The sequence below is a fragment of the Caballeronia sp. LP006 genome (genome assembly GCF_031450995.1).
GTDB lineage: Bacteria > Pseudomonadota > Gammaproteobacteria > Burkholderiales > Burkholderiaceae > Caballeronia.
This window is the reverse complement of record NZ_JARTVW010000002.1, coordinates 632294-649126: the sequence shown is the minus strand read 5'-3', so window position 1 is coordinate 649126 and position 16833 is coordinate 632294. Positions and strand designations below refer to the sequence as shown.

Annotated in this window: 10 protein-coding genes; 1 reads left to right on the top strand and 9 read right to left on the bottom strand. The window is 58.4% G+C overall.

The annotated features are described in order from the left end of the window. Positions 1–63: 63 nt before the first annotated feature. The 8 genes from tssF to P9250_RS03595 form a co-directional block, all read right to left on the bottom strand. Complete coding sequence (gene tssF, locus P9250_RS03630) at positions 64–1917, bottom strand: type VI secretion system baseplate subunit TssF (protein WP_310391137.1); 1854 nt, start codon at positions 1915–1917, stop codon at positions 64–66. Continuing rightward, positions 1914–5480, bottom strand: coding sequence for an ImcF-related family protein (locus tag P9250_RS03625; RefSeq protein ID WP_310391135.1), 3567 nt, complete (start codon positions 5478–5480; stop codon positions 1914–1916). The genes tssF and P9250_RS03625 overlap by 4 nt, the downstream gene beginning before the upstream one ends. Beyond that, positions 5446–6567, bottom strand: a complete 1122-nt coding sequence (locus tag P9250_RS03620; RefSeq protein WP_310391133.1) for a hypothetical protein — start codon at positions 6565–6567, stop codon at positions 5446–5448. Before P9250_RS03620 ends, P9250_RS03625 begins: the two co-directional genes overlap by 35 nt. A gap of 195 nt (positions 6568–6762) precedes the next feature. After that, positions 6763–7023: a PAAR domain-containing protein gene (locus P9250_RS03615; RefSeq protein WP_404989511.1), complete on the bottom strand. Its 261-nt coding sequence runs from the start codon at positions 7021–7023 to the stop codon at positions 6763–6765. Positions 7024–7401: 378 nt separating this feature from the next. After that, complete coding sequence (locus P9250_RS03610; RefSeq protein WP_310391130.1) at positions 7402–8076, bottom strand: hypothetical protein; 675 nt, start codon at positions 8074–8076, stop codon at positions 7402–7404. Between the two features lie 193 nt (positions 8077–8269). Beyond that, entirely contained in the window at positions 8270–8779 is a 510-nt protein-coding gene (locus tag P9250_RS03605) for a hypothetical protein (protein ID WP_309854255.1), read from the bottom strand. Between the two features lie 70 nt (positions 8780–8849). Beyond that, a complete protein-coding gene (locus tag P9250_RS03600) occupies positions 8850–11099 on the bottom strand; it encodes a peptidase M23 (RefSeq protein ID WP_309854260.1) in 2250 nt (749 codons plus the stop codon). A gap of 3 nt (positions 11100–11102) precedes the next feature. Continuing rightward, positions 11103–13367: a type VI secretion system tip protein VgrG gene (locus tag P9250_RS03595; protein ID WP_310391128.1), complete on the bottom strand. Its 2265-nt coding sequence runs from the start codon at positions 13365–13367 to the stop codon at positions 11103–11105. Between the two features lie 324 nt (positions 13368–13691). On the opposite strand from P9250_RS03595, the gene P9250_RS03590 reads away from it, so the two are divergent. Then, positions 13692–14792, top strand: a complete 1101-nt coding sequence (locus P9250_RS03590; protein ID WP_409014787.1) for a LacI family DNA-binding transcriptional regulator — start codon at positions 13692–13694, stop codon at positions 14790–14792. Positions 14793–14807: 15 nt separating this feature from the next. On the opposite strand, the gene P9250_RS03585 is transcribed toward P9250_RS03590, so the two are convergent. Beyond that, on the bottom strand, positions 14808–16625 hold the full coding sequence (locus tag P9250_RS03585; RefSeq protein ID WP_310391126.1) for an IlvD/Edd family dehydratase: 1818 nt from the start codon (positions 16623–16625) through the stop codon (positions 14808–14810). Positions 16626–16833 lie beyond the last annotated feature (208 nt).

Here is a 16833-nt window from a genome sequence, read left to right as displayed (position 1 = left end):
GCAAGCCGCCGGCAGACGTCGCGGGCGACGACCGTAGTGATTGACGCGCTGCGGTATCGCGAATCAAAATGGCGCCCCCTCGAACTCCATCACCGGATACACGGTCTGCTTACCCTCGACGTCCAGCACCAACCGCATCGCATGATGAAAACTTGCATAGCGGCCCACGAACCGGCTTAGCACATCACCGAACAGCGCTGCGTCACCCGGCCCGTCGAATGCCCTAGCGTCGAGGCGCACGTACACGCGAACCTCGCGTCGCATATGTCCTTTGCCCACCGACTCATGCTCGGCCAACCACACGTCTTCGATAGCATCGATGCGCCGCTGAGTACTGTCGTCAGGCGACCAGTCGTAAAGCTCCAGCGCCTCGCGAAATGCAGGTGCGCCCACCATCCCGATCATGTTCAATTCATTCGCGCCGCCCGCCGTGAAATGGCCGAGCAAGCGCCAGTCGTACTCCGGGTGATGGCGCGGCGGATACAACGGCAGCGTCGGCGCGCTCAGGTTGCGCACCGACGCGATACCGGTAAAGCCCGACACTGTCTCGGTGATCGTCGCCTCGGAAAGCGCCATGCGCGGCAAGCGTCCATTGTTCGCCAGTGCCCTCACCGTCAGATGGCGATCCGGTTGCGGACGGTTCTCATCGTGCGCAGCGTCCGCGTGGAGACGCTCCCACAACTGCCCGGATAGCGTCAGCCAAAGCTCCCGGCCCGTCACGCCTAAACGCATCGCGGTATGGAAATAGCGCTCTGGCTTCTCGTACTGCAGCGTCCAGCCGCGATGGCGAAAGCTCGTGAAGGCGCTATATGCGTGACGTGCGCTGTCCTCCGGATCTGCGGCGGTCACTGCGAGCACGTGATACGGCTCGACGTGCCCCGCCACGCCGGGTTGAACGCGATGTTCGCGATCATGCCAGTCCGTAGGTCGCAGCGGCAGCGCATCCACTTCGAACAGGTTGATCACTGGTGTGCAGAACAGACGGAAGCTCTCGCGACACACCGGATAATCGCCCGGTACGCGCCCGCTCAGTTCGATTTCAAACGTCATCTGCGATTCGCCCGCCGGCAGCATCGAGGCGTCGAAGCCGCACAGATCGACGAAGTGGAATTTTTGCGGGAACACGAAATATTCCAGCAGTGTCTGCTCGCGATCCAGCGTGCGGTCGCGCTCGGGCTCGGTGACCGGCCACAGCCGCGTAGTCGGGCCAAAGCCCGCCCCTTCGAATTGAACGCCCTCGAGCGGCTGTAACTCGCCATTGCGCACCGAAGGCAAGCGCAGGCTAATCGAGGTGACATGACGCGTCAGCGCCGCATAGAGCGCGGCCGCGGCGGCCCGCTCGCCGTGCAGATACAGACGAATGCGCGACAGGTCCGTCGCCTCGCGCTGTTCGCCCAGCCACAACCTGAATGTGACGCGGATGACCGTGCATCCACCATCGCGCACCGCAACCTCCGCGTCCTTGACTGAAAGTGGCAGTAGCTGGACGGCCTGCGTCGTGCGGTAGAGACACTTTATCCGATCGGGGCCGACAGGCGCCGAGCGCACCACGGCGCCCGCAGGAATCTGCACCGCGCTCTCGGTGCCGTGTCCAAGCGGCATGCATTCGATGATAGACAGCGAGGGAATCGCCCGCGCCGCATGCTCGTACATGTTGTCGATCAGCGCTTCGGTGAATTCCGGGCCGCCATCGTCGAGCTTCATGCGCAAACGCGCCATAAGCAGCGCAAAGCCCTCGAAGGTGGCGCGCACGCTGTCGCCGACCTCGCCGTAGCGCATACCCAAACGACGGGCAGCATCAGGATGGGCCTTGGCAAACTCGCCCGATGCGGCGCGCAAGTAGCGCATTTCCGCGTCGAAGTATTCGAGAAACGGATTCTCGTGCTCAAGCGCGGAATGCTTCCAAGGCGCGGTCATGGTCGCATCTCCGGCGGCAGAGGTGGCAAGGACAGTCCGCCGGCGGGCATCATCACACCCTTGCCGACGAGAAACACGCGCTGCGGCATCTTGAAGCCGCGCAGCTTGAGCAAATCGAGCGGCCCCGCGCCGACCTGCGCTTTGAGGTCGTACTGCAGAGGAAAACCGTTGCCTTGATTGAAGGTCAGCTCATAGGTGGTGCTGTCAAGCGGCTTGACTTGAGCAGTAGCGAGCAAGCGCAGCCATGCCCAGTCGCCGTTGGCGGCGAAAGCAATGCGTGCTCCGGCGTCGAGCGACTCCCACGTCAGTTGTACACGGCCGTTCTGGCCGCTGGAGCCGCTTTGCCCGATCGCCGGCCACACAATCGAGGTATAAGTCTCCAATTGATTGAAGTACTCGATCTTCGCGCCGTCGATGCTCAGGATATTGCGGGTGACGTCCGGATTTGGATGCGGCATGAGCTGGAACCGGTAGCTGGCATCGCCCTGCGCGTACAACTGCGCGCCGAGCGTCGACAACTGGCGCAGTGCCGAGAGGAACTCCGGATCGAACTGCAATGCTTGTGGCGCGAGTTCGTTCGGCGCCCACGCATTGCCTTCAGGCTGAAGCGTGCCTGCGAGCTGTGTCGTCACAAAGCGCGAGATCAGTCCGGTGTCGGGCTTGATGTAGCGACCTAGCTCGGCAAACGAGGCATCTGCGTCGGTGTCCGAGAATGGGTAGTGCCCGTTGAAGCTGCTCGCAAACGGCGCGGCGATCGACAAGCGCCACGCCTCGTTCAGACTGGCCGCGGCCGGTTGCAGAATGGTTTGCCACGCCACGTCGAGGGGCCGCGAGAACAGCGCGTCGCCGAAGCCCGACCATTGCGAGCCAAGGCTTGCGGCAGTAAGCGCGGCATCGTCGCGTGCCTGCGTGAGTTCCGAAAGCTTGCCCTGAAACACCGCCTGTGCCATTTGACGCGCCATGGCCTGGGCGTCGGTGCTGGTGGCGATTTGCTGCAGCTTCAGACGCATAGTTGTGGCCACCGTCAGGAAGTGCGCGAGGTTCACGCCGCTGAAGTCGGCCGCAGTCTTGCCGGATTTGCTGTTCGACTTGTTCTCTGTACCCGTTACGAGGTCTTCGCCCATTAGCGCGAGCAGCGGCCCAAAAGGCTTGTCCAGCGGATCGACTTCCTGAGCACTCGCGATGCCTGTCTTGTTGCCGATCAGGTCCTGTGCTTTGCGCACTAGCGTGTCCGAGAGCGCTTGCGAGGGACGTCCCGCCTGTGCCTGATACTGAACCGATTTCATCAGCGCAATCAGCGGCGAGGTCTGCGCATCGGTCAAGCGCGTGAGCTGCGTGATCGCGCTGCCTAGATTGGTCGCATTCTGCCATTGCAGGCTGTTCAGCATCGCCTGCCACGCGGCGGTATAGCTTGCGAAATAGCGCGCGCGCAGGCGCTGCCTCACTTCCTCGATGTCCTGATGCGCTTCGAGCGCCGCGCCCGGCACGCGCGCGGCGCGTTCGTCGGCGAGCACCCAGTCCGCCGCCACGCGCCCTTCCTTGGCGGCCTTGTCGATTGCCTCGCCGATCATGCCGTCCCATGCGGCGCGCGTGTAGATGCCCGGTACGGTTTGCGTCGTCGTGAATAAGCCGCGTGCGTCCGCTCCGTTGATCAGCGTCACGAGCGACATATCGGCGTATTTGCCCTTCGCCTGCTCCAGCACGGATTGGTAGAGCGTGTCGTCGGAGTTCTGCAGGCCGATCTGATTGACGAGCATGTTGCGCGCGGCTTGGGTCAGATCATCCGATGCATGGAGTCGCCATTCAGGATGCGCGCGCAGATGAGACGCGTAGAACGACGCGAGCCGTTGTGAGGTGTCGAGCCATTCGCCCGTGCTCATGCCGGCGATTGCGGGCCACGTGGTCGGCAACTGCTTGGCGAGGTAGGCAGCGTCTGCATGTTGAGGCTGCGCCAGCATTAGATACGTCTTGAGCGCGTCGTAGTCGCGCTGTTGCTCCTCGGTGCTGGGCAGTGCGTCGGCGCGAGACTGAGCGAGTTGCGTGAGCGTGGCTTCGAGTTGATGGGCGGACGGATCGCGCAGGTTGCGCGCCGCGATGCTTGCATAGGTCTGCCAGAGCGCAGCGAGTATCCGATCGTTGTGATTCAGGCCTGCACGCATGTACCACGGTGCGCCATGTTGCTGGCGATATTCCAGTGTGTCGATTTGTTGTTGCAGGGCGAGTTGAGCGCGTATTGCCGCGGCGGTGGCGGGGGTGGCGGCCAGGGCGGTATCGGCGGCTGTTTGGACTTCGTTGATCAGCGAGCGGTTGATGATGAACGACACGGTCATTGCCAGGCACCAGCCAACCGCCGAGACCATTACCACGATTGCAAGCGCCCTTGACCAGTCGAACCCAATTCGACGACCATCGTGCGGCTTAACACGCGTACCGATCTCGCGCCAGACGAACTGCAATGCGCGAGGTTGATCTCGCGCGACACTGCCGCGCTCGGAAAGACGCTCCGCGACGTCCTTCGCGATGTCCTCTTGCGCAGCCGGTACGGGCGTGGGCACGGCAGGCGCGGCGAATACCGGCACGTACATCACACCGGCAAGCGGAGCACACCGCCATTTCGACACACAATGCACCTGCCACGTCTTCGCCATATTCTCGCGCTGTGAACTGATGTATTGCGACACCTGGGCGAGCCAGAGGATCGGCGCGGGCCGCGCGCACAACTTGACGCCTGCATCGGCGGTCACTTTTTCGAGCAAGTTAAGTTGATGGTCCAGCGTCGCCTCCGTCGCTTGGCTGTCGGCGTTCGGCATTGCAGTTACGAAAGCGCCGACCGAACGCAAGCCGTCTCGATTGTCGCCGCTCGCCTTGACAGCGTGAAGGAATACGATTGGTGCAGCCCAACCAAGATCGCGAGCCAGTGTCGAGAGCGTGCGCGGCAGTTCGTCGTCGGAAGGTAACGACTCGCTCATCCGCGTCACTGGGATGACTACATCGACCGGATGTCTGCTGCGCAAGCGGCGAAGCTGGCGGCGCCACGTTGGAGAATCGATGCCGTTGGGTTCGGCATGCACGAGCACAATATCGCTCGTGCGCATCACGCCGGTCTGTTTGAGATCCGGAGCTACGGAGTCGATAAGCGCGTCGTCACCCGTGAGCATGAGCCACGGCATGGCGCGCCGCCAGCGCCAGCCGAATGACGTACGCAGTTCGTCGTGGAGATATTTCAGGCGGGCGTCGTACTTTTGCTTTCGCTCGGGCTGCTGGTTGTCTCCGATCCGGCCAATTCGGTATGCGAGCTTCTCGTAAATTCCAAGCCAGAGCGCGGCGACGTGCAATGCAAACACGACGCCGAGCGTGCCAAAAATCTTGAGCAAGGCAGAAATGCGCATTTCGAGATTGTTCAGACCCGTGATGCCAGGATGACCCCACCACGCGAGCGAAGCGAGCACCGTAGCAAACAGAATGGCGGCCAACGGCACACCCCAAAGCTTGAGAAAGGTCGAGGAGGCGCGTTCGGGATTTTGAGAGTCAAGCGACTTCAGGTTGCTGCTCGGGGTGGTCATGCGCTCGTTGTTGTACGTGAAGAATGGCAGCCTGTGTCCGATCTAGGATCAGATGCGGGCCGTTAGCGCCGGTTTCGATTGCAGCCGCGATGGAAAGCCACGGCGTGGCGGCTCCGGTGTCGCCGACGAAACGATCAAGACGGCCGTGCGCTTCGTGCGACGCGATATCGGTAAAGACGGCTTTCTTGAACTCGGTGAGCAGCGCGCGATCGTGTTCGGCGTCTAGCCGCGTTATCCATGCATGCGTGATGTTGTGCGGCTCGGTTTTGCCCCACAGTGCCGCATTGAGCGCGAGGTCGCGAAGCGTACCGACTTCGGCCTGATCTTCAATGGGGCGATGCAGCGTTGCGAGCGCTTGCACGGATTCCGGCAGCTGATAAAAGCCAGCGTCCAACAATACGGCGACCGCAGCCTCACTGCTTCTTTCGGGTGGATTCGTTTCACGCCATGAATAGGCGAGAATTAGCAGCGCGCGCCGTTCGCGCGCGTCCAGCCAGCCGTCGGCCATCATCAATCCGTGCGCATCCGTTACGGCAGTGCAATCGAGCGCAGGCAGACCCGCGATACGCAATGCTTCCCGCGCGTACTCCTCGGCTTTGTCGACCTCGCTAGACGGAGCCAGCACACGCACGAGCGGTGCATACTGAGGCCCGTAGTGAGATAACGCATGCATAGCAGGCGCGACCGGTTCGATCGCCTGAACCAGTTTCAGAACAACAGTCGCAACGCGCCGCGATGCTTCCATCGGCGAAGTGCCGGTTTGCACGCCAAGATCGTCCTCTGGCTTAGCTACGAGTGAAGTTGGATCATCTGACCACGACTCTTCATCAAAGCGGTTGTGAACCACATAACCAAAGCCCTGGCGTGGCCGTTGCGACGTAAAGAGCAGCTTTTTCGCCGCGACGACATCAGGAAGGCTCGACTGCACCAACGGTAAACAGTAGCCCACACCTAGCACTTGCAAGGATCTCTGCGCGATGCGCAACCGTTCGGCGAGCCTCTTTGTCCTGCATTGGTTGCGATTGTCCGCGTAGGTCCACAACGCCTCGTACCCCACGCGCGCAATGCACAGCAGCACGAGAAACACGAGGTTTGGCACGCCGATGATGGCGCACCAGAACGACGAGCCGGTGGTGGGTTCGTTCGAAGGCCAGCCGAGGAGCATCAGGGGCACGCCCAGCGCGCAGCACGAAAGCCAGATACCGAGCCACGGAAATAGCCGCGGACCGTGGTCGGGATAGGGATAAGACGCGCCAACTTCAGACAGATCAACCGGCATGCGTTACGCGAAGTTAACGTTTTGTAAAGAAGAAATCAGCCGGCAACCGCACGCGCAGCGATGGTAATGCATCGCATATGGCTGACCGTCGCGGTCGGGGAAGCGCGTGTCGGCCTCAACGATCATCGTCGCGCCGTGGAGGTCGCATTGTGCGGTGTCTCCTAAACGCGCAAGTCTGCGCCCCATGAACATGCTGAACGGCGAGCCGCTTGTGACTTCGCCGCCATGTTCGAGTTTGTCGTATTCGCGAATGGGGGATTTCATGGTCGAAGGATTACTTTGGTTTGCAACGCTGTAACCTAAACTGGAGATATATCCTGCATCGAATGATTGTGTCGTCTTTATTTTGAGATTCAAGACTTCGATGCCGAATTGATTTTCTACCACACTCCTTGCTCGATCGCCGCTAAAAGAGGCGCTATAAACACCTCTGCCTCTGGATGAAGAGGACAAGACCACAGTGATCACGAGGACGATTCTAGTACCAATTTGGTCACTTAAAATAAAGAAATTATGAAAGTCGACTCAGATCAACTTCTACTCGCGTGCGCTTTGATGTGGGTACCAGAAACTCTTCATTTGGCGGGACCAGTCGGTTAGGATGGTCCGCGTATTGAAAGCAAACACAATCAATCTTTCTACTTATCTAGGAATAACAGGATATTTTTTTGCAAGCACTTTTCGCATCGATTCCGCGTCTTTGTACAGCGCATGCGAGGACTTCCCGTTTCTAGAATCACATTCACATTGATCCATAAACGGCGCACTGGCATCGATTTTTAATCCTGCAAAAACAGCCCCTTTCAGTGCATTTCCTCTCAGCTTGTAAACATAACCATCGTAATATTCACCACCATAATCATAATGTTCAAGTGGTGTACGCACCAAAATAACTACCTCCTTATCTCCGGAATTGTGATCTGCATTCATGAAGAAGACCGTGGAAATTTCCGGTACACCGTCATCCTTTATGTAGCGATCAAACAAAAGATGATGCCAAAGATGGTTTGCGTCGGAGAAAAGTAGAAAAGCATCCAATATATAAGGCCTGTTGTTTTTCGTATAACCTGGCTCGTCGGAAGTATTCGTCACGAAATAGATATACACTCCTTCCATTGCAGGCCCCGCGTCGATGATCGGTGACTGCAATTTGTGATTTGCGTCCATGTGCGTGTCCACAGCGGTCTGAACCGCTGCAGGAATTCCAATTGCATCGGCGTGCAGCGCAAAACACATCAAAGCTAAGGCCGATAAAAAATGGCATGCAAGATTTCGTTGATTTATGACATTCATATGTTCAGCTTTAACCTCACTCAAAAAATTTCTCAGCTAACACAAGCAATATATGGCATTGCGAACTTTGTCATCGATACCCGTTCCTTCCATTACAAGCTGATATTATCCCGACTGCGCGAGTCGAAGTTTGGGTAGTATGAAAATCGGTCTCATGTAAAAACATAGCCAGACTGCTTGCTAGAAAACACGCCATATAAAAACAGTCCGAATTGCTTTATCGGTCATCAAGTCCAAAGTTTTCGACTTTTTTTCTGAAGAATTCTATTTGGCCAGGTGTTCGAAGGGACACTGAATTAGCCACCTTGCGCACGATAGCAAGTGGCTCCGTGCCATCGGTTTCTAGCGCAATACTAATATCACGACCAAAAATGGCTGCAGAATAGCAATTACCTAACGCCGAATGGAATCCTGCGCCGTCTGATACTCCGCACGATGCAGCTGCCGAGACCATCAGATGGCCTGATCGCTCCTCTATAAAAGCAGACTGAGAGTCCATGGATCCAACCCGAACAATATTATCTTCCACTCTCTGAAATCCGACTCGACGCAAAACTTCTTCTGGGCTGATACTTAACACGCATAACGAAAGAGCCATGTCCTGGCGTTTTTTCTTCGAATCTCGGAAATACTTGCAGTTTGCAGGAACCCCGTCAAATGAACTAAACCTACTACCTTCGTAAATCCGCCAAGAGTCGGGTGTCCAAACCGTATATTGCTTCGTCACAACGTTCCTTGCGAAGACGGGATTGCAAACAGCCGCTAAAAGCTTTAATACTGTGATGCAAAACAATAGTCTAATTCGTCTCATCATTTAGTATTGGCCCAATGCGTTGCGTGTGCCTAAGTCTATCTGCCAAACCATTTACACCACCATTTATCGCGAAGGTTATCTTTTTGACATCTACCTCCGATAGCGACGCCATTGAGGCAACTGAGTTGAGCGTTCTAAAGCCATTTGGCTGAGCTCCCGCCTCCCAATACCAACCACCTGCATCAATACAATTAAATGGTACCGTGCTAAGCAGTTGCGGCTCGCTAATGTCTGGTCTACGACGATGTTCATCCGTCCACCAGTGCAGATCAAATGTAGACGCTTTTATCCATCCCCGGTAGACCCAGTATTTCGCATAGTTTTCTCGTCCAGTAAGTTGTTTTAGACCACGGCCTCGAAACTTCATCCCATCGCCAAGCTCTGCGTTTCCCAACCGGCCCTCAAGATAATCATAGTAATGGTCTTTTTTCTCGTTGTAATAACCGTCGTTTTCTTCCGCTAAGCTAGCCTTAAAATGCGTTGTCGACGCTTCCATCATTCGTGCGAGCATGAATGATTCGACCGCGCCTTGACCAAAAAAATGCGTCATTCGCTGCGGCGTAGATATTAAATGTTTTCGGATTACCAGATTGATGGAAATTCGATATTGCTCCCTCTTGGCGGACGGATTTGGGGTTTCCTTTTTGGAATACATATGGTCGGGGTAGATCCTCGAAAGTTCCTGTTTGCTCATCCATCCGCATTTCCGAAAATGCCGAATGAACGCCAACGGATGAACAAACCAAAGCTTCTGATCAGTGGCAATTCCCGTTTTATCCCAAAACTGAAATGACTCTAAAAGCTTGATGAACGCGGCATAACCGGCTGGATCACCATGATAGAACTCGCCCTCGCTTAGGAGCTTGCCATACCGCTTCTCGTTTTGTGTGCTATCCCATTCGCTAGGTGCTTCACAAATAAAACCGCGCAGTTGCTCTCGAACCGCCCCGTTCGTCTTCACGTACTGAGCGAGTACGTCTTCCTTTTTGTACTCCTGCTTCAGCGCAGCATCCTGCGGCGTCTGATGGTCCGTTGCATTTCTGAGTATTCGCTTCAAAGCTTCGATGTCGCACAAACCATCTGTACTAAACGGCGTATTGCCTTCAGTTATCTTCTGCCAACCCGCGAGAGCAAAAAAATCCGCGTCCGACAGTTTCAAGATTGTGCTATCGCTTACGTCGATGTATCCCTCCTGTCCGGCCGCGAACGTTATCCGCATCCAGGTCACCTGGAGGTCGTTGGTCAGTGTGACGGGCTCCGAAAGAATTCGTCCGAAGCGCAACAGCTCATAACCATCGCTCGCGCAGGCCGAATATAAGGCCGTCGCGCGTTTGTACATGCTGTACTCGTAGTCCGTCTCTTTAACAGGGTTGGGGGTAAGCGAGATCCGCTTTCCATCTCCGGCTACCGACCAAACGTTCGTATACTTGTTACCCCTGTAAAAGAACATCTCCACGAAAAGTTGTTCAGCGGCTTGTCCCGTTTGCAATGCGTCGAAAGCTATCCCTTTGAGTTTGTTATGCGAATCCACACCAGGCGGAAGGCTGAGAAACGTTTTGCCTGCAGGAATTACGTAGTAGCTATGGCCCCAACAATCTTTGCTCGTGGCCATGCTTGCAGTCGAACGGCCAAGCTGGGTAGCTCCAAAATACGCCTCGTAATCTGCTTTAATCATGAAAATTTCAAAATGCAAATGCCGTTGTCCGTGACATCCACCCACCCAGCCGAGCACGTCTTTCCGGCGTACCTTGCGATTGTCACCGCCCGCCTGTGCGGGCGGCGGCACCAAGTCGCCGCCGGGCGAACACGTGCGCAGGAACTCGGGGAGCAGTTTTCCGTCAGCGCCGATGGACTGGTAACCGTTTAAGTCCAGCAGATGCATGTAAAGCGAATAGAACGTAATCGTGCGGCCTTCGCCTGTCTCGCTCGTGTGCTTCAGCAGGACAAAGCCTGCGTTACTGTCGGGCGTACCTTCTCCACCGTCGTATGCCTTTTGGCACACGCGGTAAGCGACAACCTCGCCGTCGGCAATGGCGCGTACCTTCTCGTTCTGAGTCGAGGACATCAGGTGCACGCCGCAATGCCAGCGCCGGTCAAATGCGACCGGATAGATGCCGTGGGCAAGTTCGAACGTATCGACCAGATCCATCATGGAATCGAGCTTCGGCGGGTTCGCGTTGCTATCGCCCGCGGCCAGGCCTGCAGCCGGGAGAAAGGGTGGGCTGATGATCATGAATTAACGGGTAAGCGGATAAGATTTAGTAGACTTGAAGTCGCTTTGGGATAGCATCGGAATTGGTGTATCGGCGTTCTGTGGCCCCTCAAACGCGAACGACCCCGCCTTGATCTTGAAGTCCCCCGGACAGATCAGTTCGATGTTGCCGTTCTCAATTTTGATCGCGGCGCCGCCGCTCGCGAGCACCGTTTTGGTTTTGCCGTTCACGATCACGTTCGCGTTTGCGCTGGACACGTGAAGTTGCTGATCGGCAAAGATATCCATGGGAGCGCTCTGAGCCTGCAGTTCGATTTTCCCTTTCGAAAAAATCTTGATGCCCAGCTTGTGCGCGCACAATGAAATCAGCTCGCCCGCCACCATGCGCAGCCGCCTCACGACGCTTACGTCCATATCCGCACCCGCCGTGACAATGGCGTTTTCGCCCGCCGAGTGCTGGACCGATTTCGGCGTCACGAACGCCATGCCGCCGGGAGCGCTCGCCAGCAATCCGGCATCGCTCAATTGGTTTAGCCCGTCCAGCAGCGCCGCTTGCGCGGCCCGGTCAGCAGGATCGCCCTTGGCCTGGGTGGTCGCCGCTGCAAGGTCCGTTACGCACTGTAGCGCGGCCTTCAGTTGCGCGACGGCAGCAGGCATCTCCAAGTGCGGCGTATCAGCGCCAGCCGCCGCATCGGCCGAAAAGAACAGTCCTTTCGCTGCGCGCACGGTCCCCCAAGCCTGGGTGGTCGCTTCAAAGCCCTCGCCTCGCGCAAGCTTTTTACTGTTGAGCAGATAGCCCTGATTGAACGCCGTCTGGCTGTAGACCGTGGCGATACGCGCGCTTTCCTTGCCTCGCAGATCATTGAAGACGACCTCGGCGCCGAGCAGTGGCGCGCGCCAGATTGCGTAACTGAACATCGCATCGGCGCCGTGCACCACGTCCGGATGCGAGTAGTCATGGAGCGCTCCCACGATATGCATGCGATCTACATCGGCATGCGCCGCACCAAGCAAAACCTCCGTGGACGGCAGCAAAGGCGAATGGAAGCCACCTTGATACGACGAAGACGGACGAAGCAGCCGCAGCTTCAGCAACTGCTTGTCAGTGTTAGCCGTTCCCTGCAGGAACTTCGGCAACACAGGATATCGGCCATGCTCGTCCATGCAGCCATAAGGCGACGAGTCAAACGTTGTGACGACGCCAACGACCGGTCCCTTCAGAAATCTCCAGTCGCGTTCATAAACGAAGTCGGGACGGTAGGCCAGATGCGCGGGCATCGCCTTGAAGCGGACATGCGCCGGTTTCGATCGGCTGCCCTTCATCGTCATCGACTCGACCACGAATCCATACGGAGCGCTCGCCAGCTTCGTATTGGTCAGCTTGACCACCACGCCAGGTGCCATGCCCTTCGCGTTGCTCTTGCCCGAAAGCTTTACCTGCTTTGCAATCTGCTCGTCGCGCCGCGTCTGTGCTCGCGACTCACCCTGCTGAGGCGTCAGATGAAATCCCGCGCTACCGCTGATTCGCCCGAAGACCGATTGGTCATTGGCCTCATCGGAAACGCTAGCGCTTGCCCGCAGCGGATCTTCCGGCGTGCGGTAATTGCGTTCCCACAACTCGATGGCGGCCGGCACCAGCGTACGCGTCTCGCTGACGGAGAGTGCAGCCTCATGCCAGTTGCTGTTCATGCCCGAGTCAGAGAGCAGGGGTAGGTCGATCGAGCGCACGTACCCGCGCGGATTGTCCGTGAACACGAGCGTGTCCAGTTGACCATCCTTGCCTCGACCCTGCTTGTAAAACCAGCATATGCCTCGACGTTTTGCATGACGTGTCACGAAGGCCCACACGGACTCCTCGTACATCACAACCTGCTCCATCTTCTCCTGCGCGCCTTCCAGATGGAACTCGATATCGAAGGCATCGATGTTCTTCCGGTCGACCAGCAGTCGCGTCACCATCTCCTGAAAGGTGATGTCTTTGAATACATCCGAGCCATGCACGCGCTTGCAAAGCGCGGCAAACCGAGGTTCGATCTGGAGTTTGTAGGTCGCCTCGTCGCGGTTCGCTTTAATGCGTTCGAAGCGCGTGACGATGCCATTGAAAGTGGCCGCCTCGTGATCGACAGGCGCGACATAATTCACCGACGGGACGGCCACTCGCTCGTCGATCTGCAAGCCCGCACGCCGACCCACGCAGAGCTTGCCATCGATATCGAGACGCGGCGAGGTAACGGTGACCTCCGCCTTGTAGTCATCGCATAATCCTGCTTTGACCTTGAACTTGAGCACGTCGAGTTCGAGCTCGAGCGTACCGATCCATATGCTCAAACGCTGGGTGAGTCGCGCGCTTGGATGCTGCAGCGCGTCCGTCAGTTTTTTCGTTACAGCATTCATTCGCTTCCCGTTCAGTTGAACGCAACGTATGGAACCGTCGCGCCTGGAGCTTTTTAGCGCAGGAATTTAGGGCTGCAACAAAAGAACGTCAATCGATCGGCTGACAAACAGGAATAGTCTCAAGTAGCCAAGGTCACGCGTCATCGTCTGAACGCGAACTTGCCCCCCACAAGCCGGTATGATTACCCCCATCGAATCATCACCGCGCAACGCCCCGGCATGACATCAGTCAACGATCCCACATCGCCCACCGCCGCCCCCGTCCGCATGGCCGATGTCGCGCGTATCGCCGGGGTGTCGAAGATGTCGGTGTCGCGCGTTTTGACAGGCCAGCACGTCAGCGAAGAGACGCGCGCGCGAGTCATGGATGCCGTGCTGAAAACCGGCTATGTCGCCGATGCCATCGCGGGTGCGTTCTCTTCCGGCCGAACGAATGTCGTCGCGGTCATCGTGCCGTCGTTATCGAGTTCGAATTTTGCGGAGACCGTGCGCGGCATCAACGATGTCGTCGAGGCGCGCAGTCTGCGCCTCTTGCTCGCCAACACGGACTATCTGCTCGAAAGGGAAGAAGCGCTCATCCGCGCGCTCCTGAGTCATCAGCCGCGTGCCGTCGTCATCACGGGAGGTCAGCACACGTCCAAGGCGCGCGCCATGCTCAAACAGGCGCGCATTCCAGTGGTCGAAATCTGGGAGATTCCCGCGAAACCCGTGGATCGCGTCGTCGGCTTCTCCAACGCGGACGCGGCCGCCGCGATGATGCGCTATCTCTATGCGCGCGGCTATCGGCGCATTGGCTTCGTGAGCAGCGCATCGCACCTGGATTTGCGCGGCGTCGCGCGGCGCAATGGCTATCTCGGCGCCGTGAAGGAAGCGGGTCTGCACGACATCCGCGAAATCGCGCACACGGACTGGACCACGGACATGGCGCACGGCGCGGCCATGGGTCACGGCGGCGCGGCGCTCGAACAGATCCTCGACCGATGGCCCGATACCGACGCCATCATGTGCACGAGCGACATCCACGCGTTCGGCGTCATCATGGCGTGTCATCGGCGCGGTATGTCGGTGCCGCGCGATATCGCGGTGGCGGGCTTCGGCGACTTCGAAGTGTCGCGCCATTGCTATCCGACCATCACCACCGTATCCGTCGATGCCTACGGGATCGGTCACGCCACCGGCGAATCGCTGCTCGCCGCGCTCGACGAGTCCGAGACACCCAACGCGTCGCGGCGCGAAATCGCGCAGGCGCGTCCCGACCGGCAGGACGTGCCCACGCTCATGCGCGTGCCTTACGAAGTCATCCCGCGAGAAAGCGCGTAAAGACCTCGTTACGGCTCAGTGGTTGTGCCGCGACTCGCCGCGCGTCTCGATGATGTCCTGATAGCCGAGCGCCGGCTCAAGACACGCGCCGCTGCCCTGCTGCCCAACCATGCTGCGATAAATCTCTTCCCACGGCGTCTTGTTCTGCAACTCGATAGGCACGTACGCTTCGCGGCGCTGCGCCATTTCATCATCGCCGATCAGCACGTTGACCTTGTAGTTCTGCAAGTCGATTCTCAAGCGGTCGCCCGTCTTCAGCAGCGCGAGGTTGCCGCCCACCGCCGCTTCCGGCGATACGTTGAGAATCGAAGGCGTCGCGCAGGTTCCGCTTTGGCGGCCATCGCCCAGTGTCGGCAACTGCGTGATGCCTTGCTTGATGAGCGCGGCGGGCGGCTGCATGTTCACCACTTCCGCGCCGCCTGGATAACCCACCGGCCCGCAATTGCGAATCACCAGCACGGAACGTTCGTCGATCTCGAGCGCGGGGTCGTCGATACGCGCGTGATAATCCTCCGGTCCCTCGAAGACGATCGCCTTGCCTTCGAACACGTTCGGATGCTCGGGATCGGAGAGAAAGCGCTTGCGGAAGGCGTCGTCGATCACGCTGATCTTCATCACCGCGCTGTCGAACAGATTGCCGGAGAGCACGACGTAGCCCGCCGCCGGCTTAAGCGGATCGTCATACGCGCGAATCACTTCGCGATCCACGTCTGCGACGGCGGCCAGGTCTTCGCCGAGCGTCTTGCCCGTGACCGTACGCACGCTCGTGTCGAGCTTGCCTGCCGCCTGCAGTTCGCGCATGACGGCCGGCACGCCGCCCGCGCGATGGAACGCCTCACCGAGAAAGCGGCCAGCGGGCTGACAGTCCACCAGCAAGGGAATCTCGGGACCGAGGCGCTGCCAGTCATCCAGCGTGTGATCCACGCCCATGTGCCGCGCAATCGCGATCATGTGAATCGGACAATTCGACGATGCCCCGAGCGCCGCCGCCGCGACCACGGCGTTTTCGAAAGCGCCCTTGGTCATGATGTCCGAAGGCCGCAGATTCTCGTGCACCATGCCGACAATGCGCTGCCCCGTGCGATACGCCACCCAGCCGCGTTCGCGATGCGGCCCGGGAATCGCGGCGCAACCGGGCAAGGACATGCCGAGCGCTTCGGCGAGCGAATTCATCGACAACGCCGTGCCCATGGTGTTGCAATGCCCGACAGAAGGCGCGGACGACGACACTTCGTCCATGAACGTCTCATAGTCGATCTCGCCGATGGCGTGACGCTTGCGCGCGTCCCAGATGATGGTGCCCGAGCCCGCGAGCTTGCCCTTCCACCAGCCGTCGAGCATGGGACCGCCCGACAGCACGATAGCCGGAATGTTGACGGTCGCTGCGGCCATCAGACACGCGGGCGTGGTCTTGTCGCAACCGGTGGTGAGCACCACGCCATCGAGCGGATAGCCGTGCAGGATTTCGACGAGCCCGAGATACGCGAGATTGCGGTCGAGCGCGGCGGTCGGGCGCTTGCCGGTTTCCTGGATCGGATGCACGGGGAATTCGAGTGGAATGCCGCCTGCATCGCGGATGCCGTCGCGCACGCGCGTCGCCAGTTCCAGATGATGCCGGTTGCAGGGCGCGAGATCGGAGCCCGTCTGCGCAATGCCGATGATCGGCTTGCCCGACTGCAATTCCTCGCGCGTGATGCCGTAGTTCATATAGCGCTCGAGATAGAGCGCGGTCATGCCGGGGTTCGAGGGATCGTCGAACCAGCGGCGGCTGCGCAGGCGCTTCTTGTTCTGCGCGTCTTCGGATTGGGGAGCTGACTTATTCGTTGGTGTCATGACAGTACTCGCGATACGTTGACGACGGGGTTACAGCCTACGCGCATCCGGGCAAATGCCCATTAGCGCTTTCTTGTAGATCGGCATCCCTCCATGTTAGATTTTGTTGACGGTTACCGATAACCGGGTTTATCCGAAGGCGGCGGTTTTCGTCCGGCTTTCAGATCGAGTGTCGTCAGAGAGACACCACGCAGGAATCAGGAGACAC

Excerpts from the sequence above, each read along its gene's own strand:
- tssF (WP_310391137.1), bottom strand. The coding sequence starts at position 1,917 with ATGACCGCGCCTTGGAAGCATTCCGCGCTTGAGCACGAGAATCCGTTT.
- P9250_RS03625 (WP_310391135.1), bottom strand. The coding sequence starts at position 5,480 with ATGACCACCCCGAGCAGCAACCTGAAGTCGCTTGACTCTCAAAATCCC.
- P9250_RS03615 (WP_404989511.1), bottom strand. The coding sequence starts at position 7,023 with ATGAAATCCCCCATTCGCGAATACGACAAACTCGAACATGGCGGCGAA.
- P9250_RS03600 (WP_309854260.1), bottom strand. The coding sequence starts at position 11,099 with ATGATCATCAGCCCACCCTTTCTCCCGGCTGCAGGCCTGGCCGCGGGC.
- P9250_RS03590 (WP_409014787.1), top strand. The coding sequence starts at position 13,692 with ATGACATCAGTCAACGATCCCACATCGCCCACCGCCGCCCCCGTCCGC.
- P9250_RS03585 (WP_310391126.1), bottom strand. The coding sequence starts at position 16,625 with ATGACACCAACGAATAAGTCAGCTCCCCAATCCGAAGACGCGCAGAAC.